21 protein-coding genes are annotated in these 21,775 nt (G+C 60.7%); 4 read left to right on the forward strand and 17 right to left on the reverse strand.

Annotated features, from left to right (window positions below; genetic code table 11):
• The first annotated feature begins 19 nt into the window (after window positions 1-19).
• Window positions 20-283: a hypothetical protein gene (locus ACSQ83_RS25645; protein ID WP_414948205.1), complete on the forward strand. Its 264-nt coding sequence runs from the start codon at window positions 20-22 to the stop codon at window positions 281-283.
• Between the two features lie 236 nt (window positions 284-519).
• Here the strand turns inward: ACSQ83_RS25645 and ACSQ83_RS25650 are convergent, their stop codons facing one another.
• The 10 genes from ACSQ83_RS25650 to ACSQ83_RS25695 all read right to left on the reverse strand — a co-directional run bounded on the left by ACSQ83_RS25650 (window position 520) and on the right by ACSQ83_RS25695 (window position 9,830).
• Window positions 520-1,293 (reverse strand): MBL fold metallo-hydrolase, encoded by a 774-nt coding sequence (locus tag ACSQ83_RS25650; protein WP_436230062.1) that lies wholly within the window; start codon window positions 1,291-1,293, stop codon window positions 520-522.
• A 10-nt stretch (window positions 1,294-1,303) separates the two neighbouring features.
• Window positions 1,304-2,446, reverse strand: a complete 1,143-nt coding sequence (gene bamC / locus ACSQ83_RS25655; protein ID WP_436230063.1) for an outer membrane protein assembly factor BamC — start codon at window positions 2,444-2,446, stop codon at window positions 1,304-1,306.
• Window positions 2,447-2,608: 162 nt separating this feature from the next.
• Window positions 2,609-3,514: a 4-hydroxy-tetrahydrodipicolinate synthase gene (gene dapA / locus ACSQ83_RS25660; RefSeq protein ID WP_414948202.1), complete on the reverse strand. Its 906-nt coding sequence runs from the start codon at window positions 3,512-3,514 to the stop codon at window positions 2,609-2,611.
• Window positions 3,515-3,556: 42 nt separating this feature from the next.
• Entirely contained in the window at window positions 3,557-4,192 is a 636-nt protein-coding gene (locus tag ACSQ83_RS25665) for a class I SAM-dependent methyltransferase (protein WP_436230064.1), read from the reverse strand.
• The gene (locus ACSQ83_RS25670; protein WP_436230065.1) at window positions 4,192-5,394 is read right to left on the reverse strand and encodes a tryptophan--tRNA ligase; all 1,203 of its coding nucleotides are present in this window, start codon (window positions 5,392-5,394) and stop codon (window positions 4,192-4,194) included. Before ACSQ83_RS25670 ends, ACSQ83_RS25665 begins: the two co-directional genes overlap by 1 nt.
• A 4-nt stretch (window positions 5,395-5,398) precedes the next feature.
• Window positions 5,399-6,064, reverse strand: coding sequence for a site-2 protease family protein (locus ACSQ83_RS25675; RefSeq protein WP_436230066.1), 666 nt, complete (start codon window positions 6,062-6,064; stop codon window positions 5,399-5,401).
• 157 nt (window positions 6,065-6,221) lie between these two features.
• Window positions 6,222-6,860, reverse strand: a complete 639-nt coding sequence (locus tag ACSQ83_RS25680; RefSeq protein WP_414948198.1) for an L-threonylcarbamoyladenylate synthase — start codon at window positions 6,858-6,860, stop codon at window positions 6,222-6,224.
• Between the two features lie 272 nt (window positions 6,861-7,132).
• The gene (locus ACSQ83_RS25685) at window positions 7,133-7,963 is read right to left on the reverse strand and encodes a 3',5'-nucleoside bisphosphate phosphatase (protein WP_436230093.1); all 831 of its coding nucleotides are present in this window, start codon (window positions 7,961-7,963) and stop codon (window positions 7,133-7,135) included.
• Window positions 7,964-8,064: 101 nt separating this feature from the next.
• A complete protein-coding gene (locus ACSQ83_RS25690) occupies window positions 8,065-8,970 on the reverse strand; it encodes an alpha/beta fold hydrolase (RefSeq protein WP_436230067.1) in 906 nt (301 codons plus the stop codon).
• Window positions 8,967-9,830, reverse strand: coding sequence for a ferritin-like domain-containing protein (locus tag ACSQ83_RS25695; RefSeq protein ID WP_436230068.1), 864 nt, complete (start codon window positions 9,828-9,830; stop codon window positions 8,967-8,969). Before ACSQ83_RS25695 ends, ACSQ83_RS25690 begins: the two co-directional genes overlap by 4 nt.
• Before the next feature lie 378 nt (window positions 9,831-10,208).
• Here ACSQ83_RS25695 and ACSQ83_RS25700 point away from each other — a divergent pair, with 378 nt between their 5' ends.
• From ACSQ83_RS25700 to ACSQ83_RS25710, 3 genes are all read left to right on the forward strand, one after another.
• Window positions 10,209-10,733: a gamma carbonic anhydrase family protein gene (locus ACSQ83_RS25700; RefSeq protein WP_414948195.1), complete on the forward strand. Its 525-nt coding sequence runs from the start codon at window positions 10,209-10,211 to the stop codon at window positions 10,731-10,733.
• A 44-nt stretch (window positions 10,734-10,777) separates the two neighbouring features.
• The gene (hslO, locus tag ACSQ83_RS25705; protein WP_436230069.1) at window positions 10,778-11,749 is read left to right on the forward strand and encodes an Hsp33 family molecular chaperone HslO; all 972 of its coding nucleotides are present in this window, start codon (window positions 10,778-10,780) and stop codon (window positions 11,747-11,749) included.
• A 111-nt stretch (window positions 11,750-11,860) separates the two neighbouring features.
• Entirely contained in the window at window positions 11,861-12,220 is a 360-nt protein-coding gene (locus ACSQ83_RS25710; RefSeq protein WP_414966936.1) for a hypothetical protein, read from the forward strand.
• A gap of 100 nt (window positions 12,221-12,320) precedes the next feature.
• Here ACSQ83_RS25710 and ftsB read toward each other — a convergent pair whose 3' ends face one another.
• The 7 genes from ftsB to ACSQ83_RS25745 all read right to left on the reverse strand — a co-directional run bounded on the left by ftsB (window position 12,321) and on the right by ACSQ83_RS25745 (window position 21,768).
• Window positions 12,321-12,776, reverse strand: coding sequence for a cell division protein FtsB (ftsB, locus tag ACSQ83_RS25715; protein ID WP_299707698.1), 456 nt, complete (start codon window positions 12,774-12,776; stop codon window positions 12,321-12,323).
• A 129-nt stretch (window positions 12,777-12,905) separates the two neighbouring features.
• Window positions 12,906-14,189, reverse strand: a complete 1,284-nt coding sequence (gene eno, locus ACSQ83_RS25720; RefSeq protein WP_097262069.1) for a phosphopyruvate hydratase — start codon at window positions 14,187-14,189, stop codon at window positions 12,906-12,908.
• Window positions 14,190-14,646: 457 nt separating this feature from the next.
• Complete coding sequence (gene kdsA / locus ACSQ83_RS25725; protein WP_436230070.1) at window positions 14,647-15,501, reverse strand: 3-deoxy-8-phosphooctulonate synthase; 855 nt, start codon at window positions 15,499-15,501, stop codon at window positions 14,647-14,649.
• Window positions 15,498-17,222, reverse strand: coding sequence for a CTP synthase (locus tag ACSQ83_RS25730; RefSeq protein WP_414948190.1), 1,725 nt, complete (start codon window positions 17,220-17,222; stop codon window positions 15,498-15,500). Before ACSQ83_RS25730 ends, kdsA begins: the two co-directional genes overlap by 4 nt.
• A 145-nt stretch (window positions 17,223-17,367) precedes the next feature.
• On the reverse strand, window positions 17,368-18,243 hold the full coding sequence (locus tag ACSQ83_RS25735) for an alpha/beta fold hydrolase (RefSeq protein ID WP_436230071.1): 876 nt from the start codon (window positions 18,241-18,243) through the stop codon (window positions 17,368-17,370).
• Between the two features lie 72 nt (window positions 18,244-18,315).
• A complete protein-coding gene (locus ACSQ83_RS25740) occupies window positions 18,316-20,820 on the reverse strand; it encodes a DNA internalization-related competence protein ComEC/Rec2 (protein WP_436230094.1) in 2,505 nt (834 codons plus the stop codon).
• Window positions 20,821-20,979: 159 nt separating this feature from the next.
• The gene (locus tag ACSQ83_RS25745) at window positions 20,980-21,768 is read right to left on the reverse strand and encodes a TatD family hydrolase (protein WP_436230072.1); all 789 of its coding nucleotides are present in this window, start codon (window positions 21,766-21,768) and stop codon (window positions 20,980-20,982) included.
• Between the last annotated feature and the right edge of the window lie 7 nt (window positions 21,769-21,775).

The following is a 21,775-nucleotide window of genomic DNA, read 5'->3' on the forward strand; positions in this document are numbered from 1 at the left end:
ACCATAAAAGGACGTGATCATGAAGAAATCTCTCCTCGTAGCATCCCTGTTGGCTGCTGTTGCTCTTGCTGCATGCAACAAGTCTAGCGATACGGCTGCTCCGGGCGCTGCTAGCGATACCTCGGCTGCTTCGGCACCTGCTGCTGCTGCTTCGGATTCTGCAGCTTCGGCTAGCGACGCAGCTTCGAGCGCTACGGCTGCTGCAAGCGACGCAACTGCGGCTGCTGCATCGGCAACCGACGCAGCATCTGCAGCTGCTCCTGCTTCGGGCGCAAGCCAGTAAGCACCTAGTCAGGGGCCTAGTTTTTCGCTCTTTTAGCTGTTTCATCTAGCTGAAAACGAAGCCTCCGCAATAAGCCTCGCAGAGTTTCATTCTGGGAGGCTTATGAAAAAACCGGCCCTCGGGCCGGTTTTTTTACGTCTGCTGGTTTCGGGTGTAAAGCTTGAATGCCACTATGTGGCGATATGAAGCGATATGCCGCAGCGCTTATACGGAACCGCAGCGCGGTTTCATAGCTTTCATAGCGACAGCCAGTCGAATCCATCGGCTTGTGTAGCCACTACAATATCGGCCGGCGTACCACCCAACACGGCGGCGAGCGCCGCCTGGGCCAGTTCAGGCAAGTTGTTTTCCCGGCTTAGATGAGCGGCCACCAGATGCCGTAGCTTCGATCGATCGAGCGCTGCGAGAATTCCTGCTGCAGCGTCGTTGTTCAGGTGTCCATGCATTCCGCCAATACGCGCCTTGAGCGACGCCGGATAGCGGCTCGTAGCGAGCATCCCGACATCGTGATTCGACTCGAGCACCAACGCATCGCAACCACTCAGTACATTCGTGATGTGGGCTGTAGCGCCCCCGACATCCGTCAGGACCCCCAAACGGCTCACGCCGTCCGAGAACACGTACTGGAGGGGCTCGCGCGCGTCGTGGGGCACAGTGTAGGGAAGCACTTCCAAGTCCCCCACCATCACGCTCTCGTCGCCCCACAGCACGCGTAGATCGACCGGCGCGTCATCGGCACCCACTGCGTGCGCCGTGCCCCAGCTCATGTGCAACGGAATGGAGAATTTGCGCGCCAAAGTCAGCGCGCCACCAATGTGATCCGCATGTTCATGCGTGATAAGAATGGCGTCGATCTGGTCTGCCCGCACGTCGAGCCGCGCGAGGCGCCGCTCGACCTCTTTCGCAGAAAAACCGCAATCCAGCAGCACGCGCGTGGTGGTCGTGCCGCTGACCGACTCGATCAGCAACGCATTGCCTTCGCTGCCGCTGCCGAGACTGGCAAAACGCATGGGCAAAAACCTAGTTCAACTGCGCGTGCAACAACGCGACGATCCGTTGTGCGTCGGTGGATGTATCCACCTGCCCGTTGGCATCGACGACGGCAATTTCCGTCATTGCGTCAGCCTTCGGACGCACGTTGACCATGAACTCGCGCCCGGGCTTGGGTGTGCCGCCACCGAAGAACTTGCCGAGCAAACCTTCTTTCTTCAACTCCTGCATGGAGTCCGAGAAGCGCACGTAGTACAGCCCCTTCGCCCGATCGCGGTTGTCGACAGTGAAGTTGGTCCGGTCGAGCGCAAGACCTACACGCAGCCAGGCACTATCGAACGGCTCGGAAAGATCGAGCGTGGACGGACCACCTGTCGGATCCACCGAGGCCGTCGCGCTTGCCGGGCGTGCATCGGTGAGCAACTGCTTGGCCTGTGCGTCGGTGAGACCAAACTTCTCCATCAGCTTCGCGAGGAATGCGGCTTCAAGCGCAGGGTTGCGCGGCCGTTCAACCCATTTCGATGACGTCTTGTCCTGGCCCGTCAGCACTTCTTCCATCGCGCTGTGGCTGATGGAAATGTCCGTAGAACCGCTTGCGCCGCGCTCGACCAGCGTACGGAACTGATCGCGCGTACCCGATGAATACGCAAAGTCGACCAGCTTCCCAATGCTCTTCCTGAACCAGTCGTCCGGAATGTTCGCGCGATTTTCAGCCCAGTCGGTCTGCATGATGCCGGTAGACGCGGCATCGGTCTTGAGCGTGAAACCGTTCTCTTCCCAGAACTCCTGCAACTGCGGCCAGAGTTGGTCGGGGGAACGGCCATCGACGACGAGCCAGCGGCGATCGCCGTCACGCTCCACGTGCATGCCGAACGGGTCTTGCGGATTCGGCACGCCCACGGTTGCATTGCCTGCGGGTGTAAGCGCACGGGGCGCGGCACCGCCAAGCGTATTCAGCTTGGGCGGTGCGGCATAACGCTGGCTGATATCCGCCGTGGTCAGATCCGACGGCACGGTCAGCGTAGGCGCCGTTTCAGCACCCTTGTAATTGACCCGATCCGGCGCGAGCCAGTCGTTCAATGTGTCACAACCGGCAAGCGAGATCAGCGTGCCGATTCCAAGCGACAGCACGCTCAGGGTGCGAGCGTGATTGAATAAGGCAGAACGTTTCATGAGGTCCTTCGTGATGCTGAATGCGCGTTGCCTGGAAGCTAAGCCGGGAACGGGTCGATGAACGACGGGTTGATGACACTCGCTGGCTGGCCAAACGCTAATAAGGCCGAAACCACTGCATTGCAGCGGGACACACATTTAAATGCGTCCCGCCGCCGGCCGTCAGGCCAGAAGTCCTGTTTCGCGCAATGCGTCGCGCACGGCGTCGTGATAGCGCGCATCGAGCGGCGTCAGCGGCAGGCGAATTCCGCTTTCCATCCGCCCAAGCGCAGCAAGCGCCCACTTCGCGGGGATCGGGTTCGACTCGCAGAACATCTGCTTGTGCAGCGACAGCAAGCTCAGGTGAATCTTGCGCGCGGTGATCGCGTCGCCGGCAAGCGCGGCGCGGCAGAGTTCGCTCATTGCTTTCGGCGCGACGTTCGCGGTCACCGAAATATTGCCGTGGCCGCCGAGCAGCATCAACGCGATGGCGGTCGGATCGTCACCGCTGTAGATCGCGAAATGCGCCGGCGCGTACTTGATCAGGTTTGCCGCACGGTCGATATTGCCCGTTGCCTCTTTCACGCCCACGATCCCCGGAACCTCAGCGAGGCGCAGCACGGTATCGTGGTTCATGTCGGCAACGGTCCGGCCCGGAACGTTATACAGGATCACGGGCAGGTCGACGGATTCCGCGATTTTGCGGAAGTGCTGGTACATGCCTTCTTGCGTCGGCTTGTTGTAGTAAGGAACGACTTGGAGGGTGGCGTCGGCGCCGACTTCCTTCGCGGCTTTTGCAAGCTCGACCGCTTCGGAGGTGGAGTTGCCGCCCGCGCCGGCGATGATCGGAAAACGCTTGGCCGTATGTTCGACGGCCGTTTTCACCATCAGGATGTGTTCGTCCACTGAGAGCGTAGCCGATTCACCGCTGGTGCCGACCACGACGAGGCCGTTCGAGCCCTCTTGCGCATGCCAGTCGATCAGTTTTCGAAACGCCGGCAGATCGAGACTACCGTCCTCTTGCATCGGGGTGACGATGGCAGGAATGCTGCCGCGGATCTGGATGCCGCCGTGTGTTCCGTTTGTCATGAAACGCTATGAAATTGGTCGGTAAACCGCGATTGTAGCGGATTAGCCCTGCAGTACGTAACGAACGGGATCTGACCCATTGTTACGTTCCGTAAGGCCTGTTGGCATGGGCCGCAGCGGAGCGGCGGCGACAATGCGCTGCACGCAGGATGCACGCGGCACGTTGATAAATCCATCCTGATAAGCGATGACCCGCAAGCGGCCCCGCACGGCGTCGAGCAGTTCGCCGGGATTGAGCAGGAAGTCCGGGCTCGATGGCTTGCCAAATCCGACCCGCTCGTTGCCCGCGGCGAAGGTTTCGTAGAGCAGCACGCCGCCTGGCGCGAGGGCATCGAATAGAAACGGGAACAGCGCCCGATGGAGATAATTCGTCACCACGACCGCAGCAAATTTCTCGTCGTCCCGCAGCGGCCAGCTTGCATTTTCCAGATCGACGCAACGGGTCGTCACATGCTCCACGCCAGCGAGGTTCGCCAAGGCGGTTTCATCGCGATCGAGCGCCAGCACCGGATGCCCGCGCAACGCGAAATAGCGCGCATGACGGCCGTTGCCCGACGCGACGTCAAGCACCGCGCCGCCCTGCTCCACCAGATGCGACCACTGCTCAATCCACGCACTGGCGGTGGTGGGCGGCGTGGGCGACTTTTCTTGCGCTGACGTTGCGGGCATTGCGGTCATCAGTTGTACGAGAGGCCCATCGCGTCGCGGACATCGCGCATGGTCTCTACCGCGAACTTGCGCGCCTTGTCGCAACCGTCCGCCGCGATCGCGCGTAACAGTGACGGATCGTCCATGTATTTCTGCGCGCGTTCCAGCATGGGTTGCTGCTCGCGCAAAATGCCTTCGATCACGGGTTGCTTGCATTCGAGGCAGCCAATGCCCGCGCTGCGGCAGTTCGTCTGCACCCACTTGTGCGTGGTTTCATCGGTATAGACCTGATGCAGTTGCCACACCGGGCACTTGTCCGGATCGCCTGGATCGGTGCGGCGAACCCGCGCCGGATCAGTCGGCATGGTGCGCACTTTCTTCGTGATGGTCTCGGCGTCTTCGCGCAAGCCGATGGTATTGCCATACGACTTCGACATCTTCGCGCCATCGAGTCCCGGCATCCGCGACGCTTCGGTCAGCAGAGCCTGCGGCTCGACCAGAATGATCTTGCGCGCGCCTTCCAAGTATCCGAACAGCCGTTCGCGATCACTCATGGAGAGGCTCTGCGATTCCTGCAGCATCGCACGCGCTTTTTCGAGCGCTTCGTCGTCGCCTTCCTGCTGATACGCGACTCGCAACTCGTGATAAAGCTTTGCGCGCTTGCCGCCGAGTTTCTTCGCGGCATCGAGCGCCTTCTCTTCGAAATCCGCCTCGCGCCCGTACAGATAATTGAAGCGCCGTGCGATCTCGCGCGTCATTTCCACATGCGGCACCTGGTCCTCGCCGACCGGCACGAGCGAGCCGCGGTACAGCAGGATGTCGGCAGCCATCAGCACCGGATAACCCAAAAACCCGTACGTGGTCAGGTCCTTTTCCTTCAGCTTCTCGATCTGCTCTTTATAGGTCGGCACGCGTTCGAGCCAGCCAAGCGGCGTGCTCATGCCGAGCAGCAGCGCAAGCTCGGCATGCTCTGGCACGCGGCTCTGGATAAAGAGCGTGGCCTGCGCCGGATCGATGCCCGACGCGAGCCAGTCGATCAGCACTTCCCACACGTTCTTCTCGATAACTTCGGGCGTTTCGTAGTGGGTCGTAAGCGCGTGCCAGTCGACGACCGCAAAAAAGCACGGGTACTCGGACTGCAGCCGCACCCAGTTCTTGAGCACGCCGTGATAGTGGCCTAGATGCAGCGAGCCGGTCGGCCGCATGCCTGAGAAGATACGGTCAGGGAACATGGATTTATTGTAAAAGCGAGGCAAGGGGATTCAGGACGGCCGACACCGCGACATACCCGGCGCTCACCAGCGGCCCGAGCCAAAAACGCGTCAAAGTGCCGGTCATGACGAGTGCCATCACGATGAAAAAACCATAAGGCTCGAGGCGCGACAACATGATCGATGCACGTACGGGCAGCAGCGCCATGAGCACGCGTCCACCATCGAGCGGCGGCAACGGAAACAGGTTGAGCACGCCGAGTACGAGGTTCACGCCAACGCCGGCCGCGGCCATGCGCGTAAAAAACGGTTCGCTGACGTTAAACGACCCGAGCAGCACCGCGATCACACCCCAGATCAGCGCCTGGACGAAGTTGCTCGCGGGGCCCGCCGCCGCCACCCACAAGCTGCCCCAACGCGGATTACGCAGGTTCCCGAATGCCACCGGCACCGGCTTCGCGTAGCCGAACATGAAGGCGCCACTTGTGACGAAATAGAGGATCAGCGGAATAGCCAGCGTGCCGACGGGATCGATGTGGCGCATTGGGTTGAGCGACACGCGACCGAGCACGTAGGCCGTGTTGTCACCCAGCAAACGGGCCGCATAACCATGAGCGGCCTCATGCAGCGTGATCGCGAAGATCACGGGGAGCGCGTAGACCGCGATGGTTTGTATCAGGGAGGAATCCATAGCTCGCTATTGTATCAAGCAGTTGTGGCGCCACTCATTGGCGGACGGTTTGGCGTTCGCCCAGGGCGATGGGGCGCGAGCGTCGAAGCAGTGTGTCGCGCCCGGGCGATTCGCCCGAACGCAGCGTCACTGCGTATTGTGTCATCGTGCGCGGTTTTCAGGCGTTTTCAGCGGTAATACCGAATGGTTCCAGACTGCCCAGACCGGGGCGCACCAACACAGGTTCGCTGCCGGTCAGGTCGATGACCGTGGACGGTTCCATCGGGCATGCACCCGCGTCGATGACCAGATCGATCTGTTTTTCCAGCCGCTCGCGAATCTCTTCGGCGTCATTGAGTGGATGGGTGTCGGGCGGCAGGATCAATGTCGAACCGAGCAGCGGCTGACCGAGCGCTTCGAGCAATGCGAGCGTGATGGCGTGATTCGGCACGCGCAGGCCGATCGTCTTTCGCGACGGGTGCGACAGGCGCCGCGGCACTTCCTTCGTCGCCTGGAGCACAAACACGTAAGGACCGGGCGTAACCGATTTAATCAGACGATAATTCCGGTTATCGACGATCGCAAAATTCGACAATTCCGACAAATCGCGCACGAGCAGCGAGAGCAGTTGTTTCTCATCGAGTCCGCGAATCCGGCGGATCCGTTCAACGGCGTCTTTATCGTCGAGATGGCACGCGAGCGCGTAGCTTGAATCGGTCGGCAACGCGACGATGCCACCATCGTTGATGATCTGCACCGCCTGGTTGATCAGTCGCGGCTGCGGATTGTCAGGATGAATTCGAAAGAATTGAGACATGACCAGATAGACGTAAGTGGGTTGTCCGGAAGCTTGCTGTCAACCGTCGCCGACACGCTCGACGCACGCGTTGCGTTTTTTGTATTTTTTCGCACTCGGATAAGAGCGCTGAACGGCTCCGTGCGAACACGCGAGAATACCCGCAAATGCAGGCAGTTGCGCGACAAACAGAAGTTGTTGGATGCAAAGATCGGGCGCAGCGCTTGCAGGATCAAACGGGGATCAAGCGAGGTTCAAAGCGCGGCCCAACCATGAGCCGACGCTGTAAAGCGTCAAACCAGGCATTCCCACACCGGCTTGAGATCGGCGGGAAGTTGCGGCAACTGTCCGAGGTCGATACGTCCCTCGCCTGCCGCATGAAAATCTGAGCCGCGCGACGCAAGAAAGCCGTATCGCCGCGCAACTTCCGCATATTCGCGATACTGGTCCGGCGTGTGGCTGCCGGTCACGACTTCAATGGCCCGGCCGCCGAGCTGGATGAATTCATCGAATAACGCGGCGAATTCGACCGGCGAGAAATCGTAACGCCCGGGATGCGCGATCACCGCCTCGCCGCCCGCCGCTTTGATCCATTTCACGGCATCGGCCAGTTTCGACCAGCGATGGCCGACGAAACCCGGCTTGCCGTCGCCGAGATATTTCGAGAACACGTCCGAGGTGGATTCCGCGTAACCCTTTTCCACCAGATACCGTGCGAAATGGGTGCGCGAGATCATGGCCGGGTCGTTCACATAGTGCAGCGCGCCCTCATAGGCGCCCGGGATACCGATGCTGGCCAACGCCTCGCCTATGGCTTCACCGCGTGCCTGACGGCCGCTGCGTGTGGCTGCGAGGCCGTCGATCAAACCCTGATTGTCCGCATCCACATTCAGCCCGACGATATGCACCGTCCGCCCCGCCCATGTCACCGAAATCTCCACCCCGCCCAGATACGCCATGCCGAGCCCCTGAGCGGCTTCGCGCGCCTCGCGCTGGCCGCCAAGCTGGTCGTGGTCGGTGAGCGACCACAGCGTCACGCCGCCCGCGTGAGCGCGCGCGGCGACCTCGGCCGGAGAAAGCTGGCCGTCGGAAACAGTGGAATGGCAATGCAGATCGGCGTTCATCATGGAAGCTCTGGTAATTAGCAACCATTCTACTGCAACGCGTCAAATGGGTTCTAGCGCTTGACCGATCGTTCGATTACCCGATCCAACCCCGCCTGGGCTCACGCGCAAAACGTCTCGATCAGGGCCGCCACCCGCTCCGGCTGATCGTGATGAAGCATATGGCCCGCGTTATCGACGGTCTCCTCGCGCCAATCGCTGAACGCCTTGAAACGCTGCTTGAATTCATCGATAGGAACATCGCCGGCGATCATCGCGAGCGTCGGAGAAGCGAGCGCTTCGACGTGCAGAACCTTCGCCCGTACCTGCGACCAGACGGCCATCACCTCGTCCAGCCGATACAGCAACGGCCCGCGCATTTTGTGCGCGGGGTCGGCGAGCAGATGGAAACGGCCGGTATCGTCGGGCCTGGCCCAGTGTTGAGCCAGGAAGCGTGCTTTCGCCAGCGGCAGGCGCGCATTCGTGCGGATTAGCCGCTGGGCGACGTCATCGAGCGTGGCGTACGTGTTGAGCGTCGGCAACGCGCGCAAATCATCCAGCCATTGACCGAGGCGCGCGGGCGACCGCTCCGCTCGGGCGGCTGCCATGCCGAAGCCCTCGAGATCGACCACGCGCCGCACCCGCTCGGGCCGCACGCCTGCGTAGAGGCAAACAACGTTCGCGCCCATGCTATGGCCCACCAGGTTCACCGGTTCTCCACGCTGCGACACAGGCGCGTAGTGGTCGAGGAGCGCGTCCAGATCCGCCAAATAGTCCTGAAACCAGTAATGGCCGCTCTTTCCCTGCGCGACCGGCCAGTCCGAAAGCCCAAAACCACGTGCATCGGGCGCGATCACCTGCCATTCGCCAGCGAGGGCATCGACGACAAATTGAAACGACGCCGAGATATCCATCCAGCCATGCAGCATGAACAAGGCGGGCGCGTCGGGAGAGCCCCATCTGCGTACGTGAAGTCGCGTGCCGCGCGTGGTGACGAATTCGGAGACGGGCGTTTTTAAAATGGTCATTGGGGAGTCGCGGAAGCTTCCGTGGAATCGATGTCGTCCAGACCCGCCAGCGCGCGCAATTCGGCTTCGTCGAATCCGGCTTCGCGCCGTGCTTCGAAGTTGAACGGGCCGCGGAGTTTGGGCGCGTGATATTGCTCGGCAACTTGCGCGTAAGTGCTACGCGGATCGGCGCCGGACTCGCTGCACAAGTGCCGGAACCAGTGATTTCCGATCAGCACGTGGCCGATTTCATCGTGGAGAATCACATCGAGAATGGCCGCCGATGCATGGTCGCCCGCTTGAGCCAAGCGCCGGCGAATCGGCGGCGAAGCGTCCAGCCCGCGTGCCTCCAGCGTGCGCGGCACGAGCGCCATGCGGGCGAGCACGTCGCCACGCGTGCGCTCCGCCATTTCCCACAGGCCATCGTGCGCGGGAAAATCGCCGTATTGATGGCCGAATTCGGCCAAGCGCGCGCTCAGCAACGAAAAATGACGCGATTCCTCGGCAGCGACCTTGAACCAGTCGCGATAAAACGCGTCCGGCATTGAAGGGAAACGCCAGACGGCATCGAGCGCGAGATTGATCGCGTTAAATTCGATATGCGCCAGCGCGTGCAGCAACACCGCACGCCCGGCGTCCGACTGCATGCTGCGCCGTTTCAACGATGATGGCGCGACCAGTTCCGGCGCGGCTGGCCGGCCTGGAAGATCAAGCGGATCAGGAAGGTGGGCAGTGGCGTCGAGCGTGGTTTCGTCCGCCAACAATCGCTCGTAGAAACGCTGGGCAGCGTTCGCCTTGGTGGCGGGATCGCGTTCCCTGAGCAACGCTAGTGCAGTCGGCCGGACACTGGTGAACGCAGAATAATCGAGCTGTTCGGACATGATTGCGGGTGCTTTTGGATATTTGTGCGGCGCTTTTGAACGGTGGCGGTTGGTCGGTAGCACCGCCCGGAGCGTCGCTGCCCGATGGGCTGGTTCACAGTCCGTGGATCCGGGGCATAAAAGCGCCATAAAAACCGGGCCGCGCGTCGCATTGGCGCAACCGGCTAAAATAGCACTTTCCGCGGAAGATTTTTGGCTTGAGGCGTGCCGGGGCCGCAGTCTATAGCATCGACGATACCGGCCTGGAATCGCTTGAGATTTGAGAATCACACTCGATTTCAACCAATTTTCATCCAATTGTACCGGTCACGCCCGCGCTTTCAGGTCTGTCCGCCAATCCGCGCTCATGGCTCGCATCAAGCCCTCACTGGAGACAAAGTGGCAATCTATAAGCTCGGCGATGCCGCCCCGACTATCCACGAAAGCGTCTTTGTCGCCGATACGGCGACCATCATCGGCCGTGTGACGCTGGAAGAAAACTCAAGCGTGTGGTTCGGCGCCGCGCTGCGCGGCGACAACGAGCCCATCGTGCTCGGGAAAGGCAGCAACATCCAGGAAGGCGCGGTGCTTCATACCGACCCGGGCTTTCCGCTGACGATTGAAGCCAACGTGACCATCGGCCATCAAGCCATGCTGCACGGTTGCACGATCAAGGAAGGCGCGCTGGTCGGAATTCAGGCCGTGGTCTTGAATGGCGCGGTAATCGGCCGCAACTGTCTGGTTGGCGCGGGCGCTGTGGTGACCGAAGGAAAGACCTTCCCCGACAATACCCTGATCCTCGGCGCACCCGCGAAAGCCGTGCGCGAGCTCACGGAAGCAGATATTGCCCAGATGCAGGCCGGGACGCGTGGTTACGCGGACCGTCGCGAATTTTACAAGGCGCAACTCGTGCGGATCGGCTGAACGCCGGTCGACACGCATTACGCCGTCGATCAAAGGACCCAAGCGTGGTTAACGACCAGCTTCAAAAATTCATGTTCAACGCGGCGCCCGTGCGCGGCGAAATCGTCTCGCTACGCGACACCTGGCAGGAGGTGCTCACGCGCCGCTCGTACCCCACGCCCGTGCAAAACGTGCTCGGCGAAATGATGGCTGCGTGCGCCCTGCTGTCGGCGAATCTGAAGTTCGATGGCACGCTCATCATGCAGATCTACGGCGACGGGCCAGTGACCATGCTTGTCGTCCAATGCAATTCGGACTTGTCGCTGCGGGCAACCGCGAAACTGGCTGAATCCATTGAAGGCGCGAGCGAAGCACCCGTGCCAATCACGGATGACATGACGCTCCCCGATCTGCTCAACCGCAACGGCCAGGGCCGCTGCGTGATCACGCTCGATCCGCGCGACAAGAAACCCGGGCAGCAGGCTTATCAGGGCATCGTGCCATTGAGCGGTGAGCATGGACCGCTGGCATCGATGGCAGAAGTGCTCGAACACTACATGCATCACTCGGAGCAGCTCGACACGCGCATGTGGCTTGCCGCGAACACCGAGCGCGCCGTGGGCATGCTGCTGCAAAAGCTTCCCGGCGATGGCGGTATCGTTCCGCATCCGGGTGAACACGACGCCGATACATGGCAGCGCGTTTGTCACCTCGGCGGCACGCTGTCGAACGAAGAGTTGCTGAAAGAAGAACCGGAAGTGGTGTTCAAGCGGCTCTTCTGGCAGGAAAACGTGCAGCATTTCGAGCCGGCGCAAGCGCGTTTCGAATGCACCTGTTCGCGCGAAAAGGTAGGCGGGATGCTCAAGATGCTCGGCCGCGGCGAAGTGGACAGCGTGGTCGAAGAACGCGGCAGCGTGGAAGTGCACTGCGAATTCTGCAACCAGCGCTACGAGTTCGATCCGGTGGACGTGGCGCAACTTTTTGTGGCCGCTGAAATCTCACTAGGCGTGAGCCCGGCGCCGGATCAGCGGCACTGAATTCGCCCCGTCTCGCTGGCTCTGTAACAAGACGTCGCAGTATCGATGTTTGCCGTCCCGCCGCGTGGCATGATCCGTTTCCGCCTAGTGTCCGGCCCGCTGGAGGTCGAAATGAAACCGTTGCCATGTGTATTGACGAAACTGACTGCAGCGCTGTCCGGCGCAGCGTTGCTCGCGCTCGGCGGCTGCATGATGGATCCGCCGGGGCCCTCGCCCATTTATAGCCGCTTGCCGGCTGCGCAGAACCAGGCGGCGCAGCCGCTTTCACCGGCCGAGCAACAGCGCTATAACCAGATTGACCGGCAAGTGCTGGCCGAACAACAGCAAGCAATGACTGCCGAAGCCGCCGCGCAGGCTTATTCGCAGTACTATCGCGTACCCGTCACGGTGTACGGGGGCTATTCGAGCGGCGGCTGGGGTAACCGGTGGGGAACAGGTTTCGGCTATGGATACCCGGGATATTACTGGTAGGACCTTGGAGATGTCCTGAGACATCCCAAGAAAAAAGCTGTTTCAACTCACGTTGAAACAGCTTTTTTTGCGTCCGGTGCTTCGATTGACGCGCGACGCGCTAACCCGCCGGCTTCTTCTTCGCCGCGTCCATCTTGTCCTTCGTCGCTTGCCGCTCGAATGCCCGGCGCTCTTCCTTCGAACGCGACACCGGATTAGGCACGACACGCAACGGCGCGGCGGACACTTGCCCGCGCGTGGAAGCACTTGATTGCGCGTTCACTGAGTTAGCAGGCGCCGGCGAATTCGGCGAGACGAATTGCACGAAGACCTCGCTGTCCTTCATCATGCCCATTTCGTAACGCGCGCGCTCTTCAACAGCCGATGTACCGTTCTGCAAGTCCGCTACTTCACCCTGCACGCGTTCATTGCGCAGTTTCAGGTCGGCGTTTTTCTTTGTCTGGTTGACGAGTTGCTGCTGCAGTTCGTGGACACGTAACCAACCGCCGTGTCCCCACCACAGTGGATACTGGATCATCGCCAGCAGCAGGATCAGAACAAAGGTGACAATCCGCATTTAAGAGGCGAGAAAAACGCTAACACTTCAACTAGATTTGGCGCTGCCTCGCGTTCACGAGAATGCGAGGCAGCGGACTGGATAAATCAACGGCGTCCGGACTAACTAACGTCCATTCCGGCCGAAGCTTTAGCGCAGATTGTAGAACGCCGACTTACCCGGATAACTCGCGATATCGCCGAGATCTTCTTCAATGCGCAGCAACTGGTTGTACTTCGAGATCCGGTCGCTACGCGACAACGAACCCGTCTTGATCTGACCAGCGTTCAGGCCGACTGCAATATCTGCAATCGTCGAATCTTCCGTTTCGCCCGAACGATGCGAGATGACCGCAGTGTAACCCGCGCGCTTCGCCATTTCGATAGCTGCAAAGGTTTCCGTCAACGTGCCGATCTGGTTGATCTTGATCAGGATCGAATTGGCGATACCCTTGTCGATGCCTTCTTTCAGGATGCGCGTGTTCGTCACGAAAAGGTCGTCACCGACCAGCTGGATCTTCTTGCCGAGTTTATCGGTGAGAATCTTCCAGCCGTCCCAGTCGCTTTCGTGCATGCCGTCTTCGATCGATACGATCGGGAATTTATCGGCAAGCGTAGCCAGGTAATCCGTGAACTCCGCCGACGACAACTGCAAACCCTCGCCTGCGAGCTGATATTTGCCGTCGTGGTAGAACTCGCTCGCGGCGCAGTCCAGCGCCAGCAAAACGTCTTCGCCCGCGCGGTAGCCCGCTTTTTCGATGGCCTGGACGATGGTCGACAGGCACTCGTCGTTGCTGCCGAAGTTCGGTGCGAAACCGCCTTCATCACCTACGGCCGTGCTCATGCCGCGATCGCTCAAGATTTTCTTGAGCGCGTGGAACACTTCAGCGCCGCAACGCAGCGCTTCGCGGAACGTCGGCTGGCTGACCGGGACAATCATGAATTCCTGGATGTCCAGGCTGTTGTTCGCGTGCGCGCCGCCGTTCACGATGTTCATCATGGGAACGGGCAATTGCATGGCGCCCGAGCCGCCAAAGTAGCGGTACAGCGGCAAACCAGCTTCTTCCGCAGCGGCCTTCGCAACCGCCATGGAGACAGCCAGCATGGCGTTTGCGCCAAGGCGCGACTTGTTGTCGGTGCCGTCGAGTTCGAGCAGGGTTTTGTCGAGGAAGGCTTGTTCCGATGCATCGAGGCCCATGATGGCTTCGGAGATTTCGGTATTGATGTGTTCAACTGCCTTTAGCACGCCCTTGCCGCCGTAGCGGCCGGCTTCGCCGTCGCGCAGTTCGATCGCTTCACGCGATCCGGTGGATGCGCCCGACGGCACCGCAGCGCGGCCCATCGTGCCAGACTCCAGCAGGACGTCACATTCGACGGTGGGATTGCCTCGCGAGTCGAGAATCTCGCGACCGATGATATCTACGATAGCACTCATGGTTTCCTCAAGAAATGACGGTGAATCAGGTCAGACAGCAGGTCGGTGTTTAACATCTCGCCAAGGCGCGAACGCTTGGCTTCAGAGGCCTTCTACGACCATCATGTTCAATTCTGCTGCGCCCGTTGGCACGTGGCGCGCCGCTTCGTATTGAGCGGAGTGATCCCGTTTTGCGGCCCTTCTCGTGGTCAATATGGTCTAAGAACGCGAGTACGGCCATGATGGGCGCATTGATCCTGCAAACGCCCCGCTCCGCCCTTCACGCACCAGAAACTTACCACCGTATGCTTCAATCGCCTTCAATATCAACGATTGAAGCCTGGCGAATTTATCGGGGTCAGTGTGGCTCGCGCGCATGAAGACAAGCTCTCTCCATGACACTCTCCACCGGTACGTGACGGAGGTTGATGCTTAAGCGAACGCCCGCGCTTGAATTCACGGGGCGCTCGCAGCGTCTTTAACTGAAATCGGCCTCGAGGAACGGCCCGCGCTTAACGGCCCGATCCAATGCGACGAGTGTCTCCAGCAGTGCTTCCATTCTGTGCAGCGGTACGGCGTTCGGCCCGTCGGATTTTGCGTTCGCCGGGTCCGGATGCGTCTCCATGAACACGCCCGCCACGCCTGCCGCAATGGCCGCGCGTGCCAGCACCGGCACGAACTCGCGCTGGCCACCTGAACTCGTGCCCTGCCCGCCCGGCAACTGGACGGAATGCGTGGCGTCGAAGACGACCGGAGCGTTGGTTTCCCGCATGATCGCGAGCGAGCGCATGTCGGAAACCAGATTGTTATAACCAAACGACACGCCGCGTTCGCACGCCATGAAACGATCGTCCGACAAGCCGGCTTCGCGGGCAGCGTCGCGGGCTTTATCGATGACGTTCTTCATGTCGTGCGGCGCAAGAAACTGGCCCTTCTTGATGTTGACCGGCTTCCCCGAACGCGCGCACGCGTGGATGAAGTCAGTCTGGCGGCACAGGAACGCGGGCGTTTGCAGCACGTCCACAACCGACGCAACCGCCTCGATCTCGTGCTCCGAATGAACATCGGTGAGAACAGGCAGGCCGAGTTGCTTTTTCACTTCGCCGAGAATCCGCAGGCCTTCATCCATGCCAAGACCGCGGAACGACTTGCCGGAACTGCGATTGGCTTTGTCGTACGACGATTTGTAGATGAACGGGACGCCTACCTTCGCGCAGATTTCCTTGAGGCGGCCGGCGACGTCGATCGTCATTTGCTCCGATTCAACCACGCACGTGCCCGCGATCAGGAAAAACGGCTGGTCGAGACCCACTTCGAAATCACACAGCTTCATGCTTGCGCTCCGACAGAAACCGCCACGGCCGGCGCGGGTGCAGGCTCAGCAGCAGTGCTCACCGCACCGTTCGCCTTCAGCGCCAGATGATGCGCGCGCGCCGCTTCGACAAATTCCTTGAACAACGGATGGCCATCGCGCGGCGACGACGTGAATTCCGGGTGGAACTGTACGCCGACGAACCACGGGTGCATGGATTCCGGCAACTCCATCATTTCCGGCAGATCTTCGCTCGGCGTACGCGCGCTGATCACCAGCCCGCCCGCCTCGAGTTGCGGCACAAAACGGTTGTTCACTTCGTAGCGATGCCGATGACGCTCGTTCACGTCCGTTCCGTAAATGCGTGCGGCCATGGTGCCCGGCTTGATCGGACATTTTTGTGAACCCAGGCGCATCGTGCCGCCCAGATCCGACTCTTCCGTGCGCTTTTCAACGCGGCCCGCGCGGTCATACCATTCGGTGATGAGCGCTACAACCGGATTAGTCGTCGATGAATCGAACTCCGTGCTGTTTGCATCGGTAAGACCCGCAACGTCGCGAGCGAATTCGATCACGGCCAGTTGCATGCCGAGGCAAATGCCCAGGTACGGCGTCTTCGATTCACGTGCGTATTTGATCGCCTTGATCTTGCCTTCTGTTCCGCGCGCGCCGAAACCACCCGGCACGAGCACGGCGTCAAGATGCTTCAGACCGGCTACGCCGTCCGTTTCGATCTGCTCGGAATCGATGTATTCGATATTGACCTTCGTCGACGTATGAATGGACGCATGCTTGAGCGCCTCGATCAGCGACTTGTACGACTCGGTCAATTCCACATACTTGCCGACCATGCCGATGGTGACTTCGTTCTGCGGGTTCTCGAGTTTCTGGACGAGGCCGGCCCACATGCTGAGGTCGGCGGGTTTCGCCGTGAGCTTGAGCTCTTCGCAAATGATGTTGTCGAGACCCTGGTCGTGCAGCATCTGCGGAATCTTGTAGATGCTGTCCACATCCCACACCGAAATGACCGCGTCTTCCGGCACATTGGAGAACAACGAGATCTTCGCGCGTTCGTCGCCGGGAATCGGGCGATCCGCGCGGCACAGCAGCACGTGCGGCGAGATACCGATTTCGCGCAGTTTCTGCACGCTATGCTGCGTGGGTTTCGTCTTGAGTTCACCGGCCGTCGCAATGTACGGCACCAGCGTCAGGTGCACGAAACACGCGCTGTTGCGCCCGAGCCGCAGGCTCATCTGGCGCGCGGCTTCGAGGAACGGCAGCGATTCGATGTCACCCACCGTCCCGCCAATTTCCACTATGGCCACGTCGGGCTCGCCGCACGTGGCCGCAGCCGCGCCGCGTTGCAGGAACGCCTGGATTTCGTTGGTGATATGGGGAATGACCTGAACCGTCTTGCCGAGATATTCGCCCCGGCGTTCCTTGCGGATCACCGACTCGTAGATCTGACCGGTCGTGAAGTTATTGGCCTTGCGCATCTTCGTGCTGATGAAGCGCTCGTAATGGCCTAAGTCGAGATCCGTTTCCGCACCGTCTTCTGTCACGAACACTTCCCCGTGCTGAAACGGGCTCATCGTGCCGGGGTCGACGTTGATGTAGGGATCGAGCTTTAAGAGGGTGACTTTCAGACCGCGCGATTCGAGGATCGCTGCGAGGGAAGCGGCGGCAATACCCTTGCCGAGGGAAGACACTACGCCGCCGGTGACGAATACATATTTGGTCATCGCTAGGTGCTCGCGGGAAAAACGGATTATACCCGAAAGACGCCTCGGAACCCAGCGCGGGAGGGGGCCGCGTTGGAACCCGATTCACTGCAAGCGGCGGACTTTAATTGCGGCTTTTAATGGTGCTTCGCCATGGTATGCCGTCTTACGTGTCAAGCCGCAGCCCGTTAAGCGTGCGCTGCAATGCGCGGGCTGTTTCCACCGGGTGTTCCATTGGAAACAGATGACTACCCTCGATCCATTCGAAATGCCCGCCCACAATACGCCGCGTCATATCCAGTCCAACGTGGCGAACCTCCTTCGAATGCGTTCCCGCGATAAACCCGACCGGCACCGGCACGCCATGCGCGACCCGCGCACCCAGCGTACGCGGCAACGTCTTGTAGATGCGAAACTCCACCTCGCGATCAAAAGCCAGCTTGCGTTGGCGGTGGATGGCGGCTGCTTCAATGGTCCCGTCAATGCCGCTTTCAGTACCACTCCCAGTTCCACTCCCGTTACCCGCCTCCGTCGGAATTGCGAAATCGATGTAATCCGACAGCATCCGCTCGTCCCAGCGGGCGAACGCGGTTTTCGCATGAAAGTGACGCCACGCATCTTCCCTGCTCGGCCAGTGCGTGCGCCGGTTTTTAGTGGCGGCGGCAGGCGAAAGCCGCGTGTCGAGCCCGGTCCATTGCGATAAACGCAGGACACTGCTACGCCAGCCGGCGATCACCGGCGAATCCAGCATCACAACGCCTTTCACCCAATGCGGCCGCTTGAGCGCCGCCATCAATGAGAGATAACCGCCCAGCGAATGCCCGACCAGCCACACTTTCACGTCGGCTGGACGCCTCGCATCGATGTCTTCGAGCAGTTGATCCACCAGATGCGGCCAGTCGCGTGTCACCGGAAAACGCGGATCGTGACCAAAACGTTCGACCGCGCGAATTTCGTAATCGTCGGCGAGCTCGGCGAAGATCGTCCGATAGGTCGATGCAGGAAATCCGTTCGCATGCGAAAAATGCAGGATGTCTTTCAAGCGGCGTGTCCTCTCTTTTTACAACTCTATCTTTGTGACGCTCTTTCCAGCGTCTCATTTTTAACGGTGGATTCACCGTCCCATCCAGTAACGCGCGTGCGTCTGCCTGAAACGCTCGATAGACACGTCCGCCGACACTTCCATACGCGCCGCTCCGTCTTCGTCGCTGCGTGATAACTCGATATTTCGCAGGCGATACCGCTCGAAAACCGTCGGATGCGGATGGTTAAATCGGTTGCGGTAGCCTACCTGAAATACCGCGACGCGCGGCCTCACGGCGTCGAGGAAAGGCTCGGTAGACGAAGTCTTGCTGCCGTGATGCGGCACGATCAGTATGTCGGCCTGGAGCCAGGCGAGGTCAGGTTTCCTGAGTTGCAAAAGCTGACGTTCGACGTCGGCTTCAATGTCGGCGGCCAGCAGCGCCGAGCGTCCCGCCCCGCTCGTCACTTTCAGCACGCATGACGTGGCGTTCGGTTTTGTGGCGAAAGGTCCGGCCTGTGGCCACAGCACGTCGAACATCACGCCGTCCCATTGCCATCGCTGTCCCGCGACGCAGCGCAACAATGCGCTTCCATGATCCCGCGCCGCTTTCCACAATGGTTCGCGCGGTCGCAGCGACGCCAGGAATTGCCGTACCCGAATGCTCTCAAGCACTGCGGGCGCACCGCCCGAGTGATCCGAATCCGAGTGGCTGATCATCAGCGTATCGAGGGTCGAAAGGCCATGCGCAAATAGATACGGCACGACAAGCCGCTCGCCTGCGTGCGTGGATTCGGGGCCCGGACCCGCATCGAAGAGCAAGGTGTGATGCGTGGTTTCGATCACGATTGCAGACCCCTGGCCGATATCGAGCGCCGTCACGCGAAACGTGCCGTTCGGAGGCGCGTGCGAGACAGGAAGCGCGAGCGGCAACCACGTGAGCGGAGCGGCGAACCGCAGCGGCCAGCCGCGCGGAGCGAGCGCCCACAACACGCCGAATGCCGCTGCTACAAGCGCGAAACCATCTGGCTGCGGCAAACGCCAGAGCGTCCATGTGGGTCCAGACAGGTGGGCAAGCGCGTTGAACATTGGGACTAACAAGCTGTGCGCCGCGCGGTACGCAAATACGTCGAGCGGTGCGGGAAGCAAGACGGCCACAAGGACGGTCGGCGTAACAAGAAAGCTGATCCAGGGAATCGCGAACGCATTAGCAAGCGGCCCAAGCAGTGGGATCTGGAAAAACCAGTACGCGGTGAGTGGAGCGAGTCCGAGCGTGATGGCGTATTGCACGCGCGCACTCGATGCAATCCCGCGGCCGATCCGCCGAGCCGTAGGTCCAAGCCGCGCCAGCAAGCGAACGCGGACTCGCCCAATCATGTCGCCGAGCCGGTCGCGAATGTGGCGGCGTGGCTGAGCGTTGCGTTCATTGCCTTGATCACTGGATTCGGCGGGTTCGTCCGGCGAACCGCCTTCATCTGCGTGAGGCGCCGCGAACTCCTCCGCGAATCCGACCGACGCCTGGCGCCCGCGCGATGCAATCGCGAACAGGATGGCGGCCACGGCACAGAACGATAACCAGAATCCCGCTGCCGTCACCGCCCATGGATCGGCCAGCAGCACCAACCCCAGCGCCCACGCAAGCACCAGCGAAGACGCGGGCCGGCGGCCGCTCAACACCGCGAGCGCGACGAAGCAGAGCATCCACATCGATCGTTGCGCGGGGACGTTGAATCCGGCGAGCGCGGCATAGAAGGCTGCGAATACCGCCGCACCAGCTGCCGCCGCTTTTTGCGCCGATACGATCAGCGGCGCGGGCATCCCGCGCCAACGCAGGCGGCGCCATAACCCGCCACTCAATAACGCCGCGAGTCCCGCGACAAAACCAATATGCAGTCCGGAAATCGCGACCAGATGGCTGGTGCCGGTCGCGCGCAGCAAGGTCCAGTCAGCGTCGCTAACCATGTCCTGTGCGCCTGTTGCCAACGCTACGATAATTCCCCGATGCGGGGCGTCGTCTAGCGCCTTTAAAACCCGCCCGCGCAACCGCGAACGCCAACGATCGATCGTGAGCGCGAAACCATGCGCATCGGCAGGCAAACGCCGCGCCGCGCCCGGCATGGAAACGTAACCGATCGCGCGAATGTTGCGGGCGAGCAGCGCCACTTCAGCATCGCGGCCACGAAAATTGGCATTGCCATGCGGGCGTTTTAATCGCGCGACCAGTGTCCATCGTTGACCGGCCCAAAGAGCGGGCGGCGGCGCCTCGGCAGGACCGCTTTTTGATCCGTCCAAGGTCAGCCAAGACAGTTGTACGACCCGAGGGAAGTTCGGCAAAGCGGCTTCATTCGATTCGACTTCAAACAAGAACCGTGTGCTGTCCGCGTCTTGCAATGGCAGTCCGCGCACGAATCCCGTCAACTCGATGTTGCGGTTCTCGAACGCAACGGGCAAGACGCGTTGCAATCGCGTCTCTGCGCGCCAGGCGGCGTAACCAAAGCCAATAATCAGTGCAGCCGCAATCACGCCAACGTGGGACATAAACCGCGAGCGCGCAGGCAAGCGCGAGCAGGAGCAGAAGCCCCCACAAAACAAGAGCACCAGGCAACACAGCTTGCTGCTGCAAACACGCGATTCCCAGCGCAAAGCCAATCAAGATACCCCGCACGCCCGCTCCTCAAGAACTCGACGCGAGCGCAGACGCATCGAAGGAAAGTGTCGCCCTTCAATGCCTGCAATCGAACGAATACGAAGAACTGATTATGCGGAGATAAGGCTGAGCCGCGGCAGTGCGGCGTGCGCGTTAGCCGTTGTGCCTAGAGAAAGCGTCTCTTCACCAATGCTGCGCAATTCTGCAAGCACTCGCGCGATGCCAGGCACCTGATCCGGCGCGTTGCGATGCTTGTAGAGCCATGAAGGCGCGATATCGGGCGCATCGGTTTCGAGCACGATCGCGTCCAGTGGCAGCTCTGCGGCGAGACGTCGAATCTGGCGAGCCCGCTCGAAGGTCAGGTTGCCGCCAAAACCGAGCCGCATGCCGTGCGCGAGAAACGCTTCGGCCTGCTGAAAACTGCCGTTGAAGGCGTGCGCGATACCGAGTTTGACGGAGAACACGCGTAAGCCCTTGAGCACTTTGTCCTGCGATTTGCGCACATGGCAGATCACCGGCAAATCAAATTCGCGTGCGAGCTTGAGCTGCTCGTAATAGAAGAAGGTCTGGCGCGCATCGTCGAGGCCGGGCACGAAATAGTCCAGCCCGATCTCGCCGATACCCACAAACCTCGGATCGTCCATGCTCGCGGCAATTTGCTCGCGCAGCACGCGCAGATCGTCGTCCTGCGCTCGTGGGGTGAACAATGGGTGAATGCCGAGCGCGTAAGCACCGCCCTCAATGCGATGCGCAAGCTCGCGCACCCGGTCGAAATTCTGGCGCTCCACACCTGGAATCACGATCCGCGAGACGCCCTCTTTCAACGCCGATGCCGCGACATCATCGCGGTCGACATCGAATTCAGATGCATCGAGATGGCAATGCGTGTCGATCCACATGCAACGC

The sequence above is a fragment of the Caballeronia sp. LjRoot29 genome (assembly GCF_964252755.1).
Taxonomy (GTDB): Bacteria; Pseudomonadota; Gammaproteobacteria; order Burkholderiales; family Burkholderiaceae; genus Caballeronia.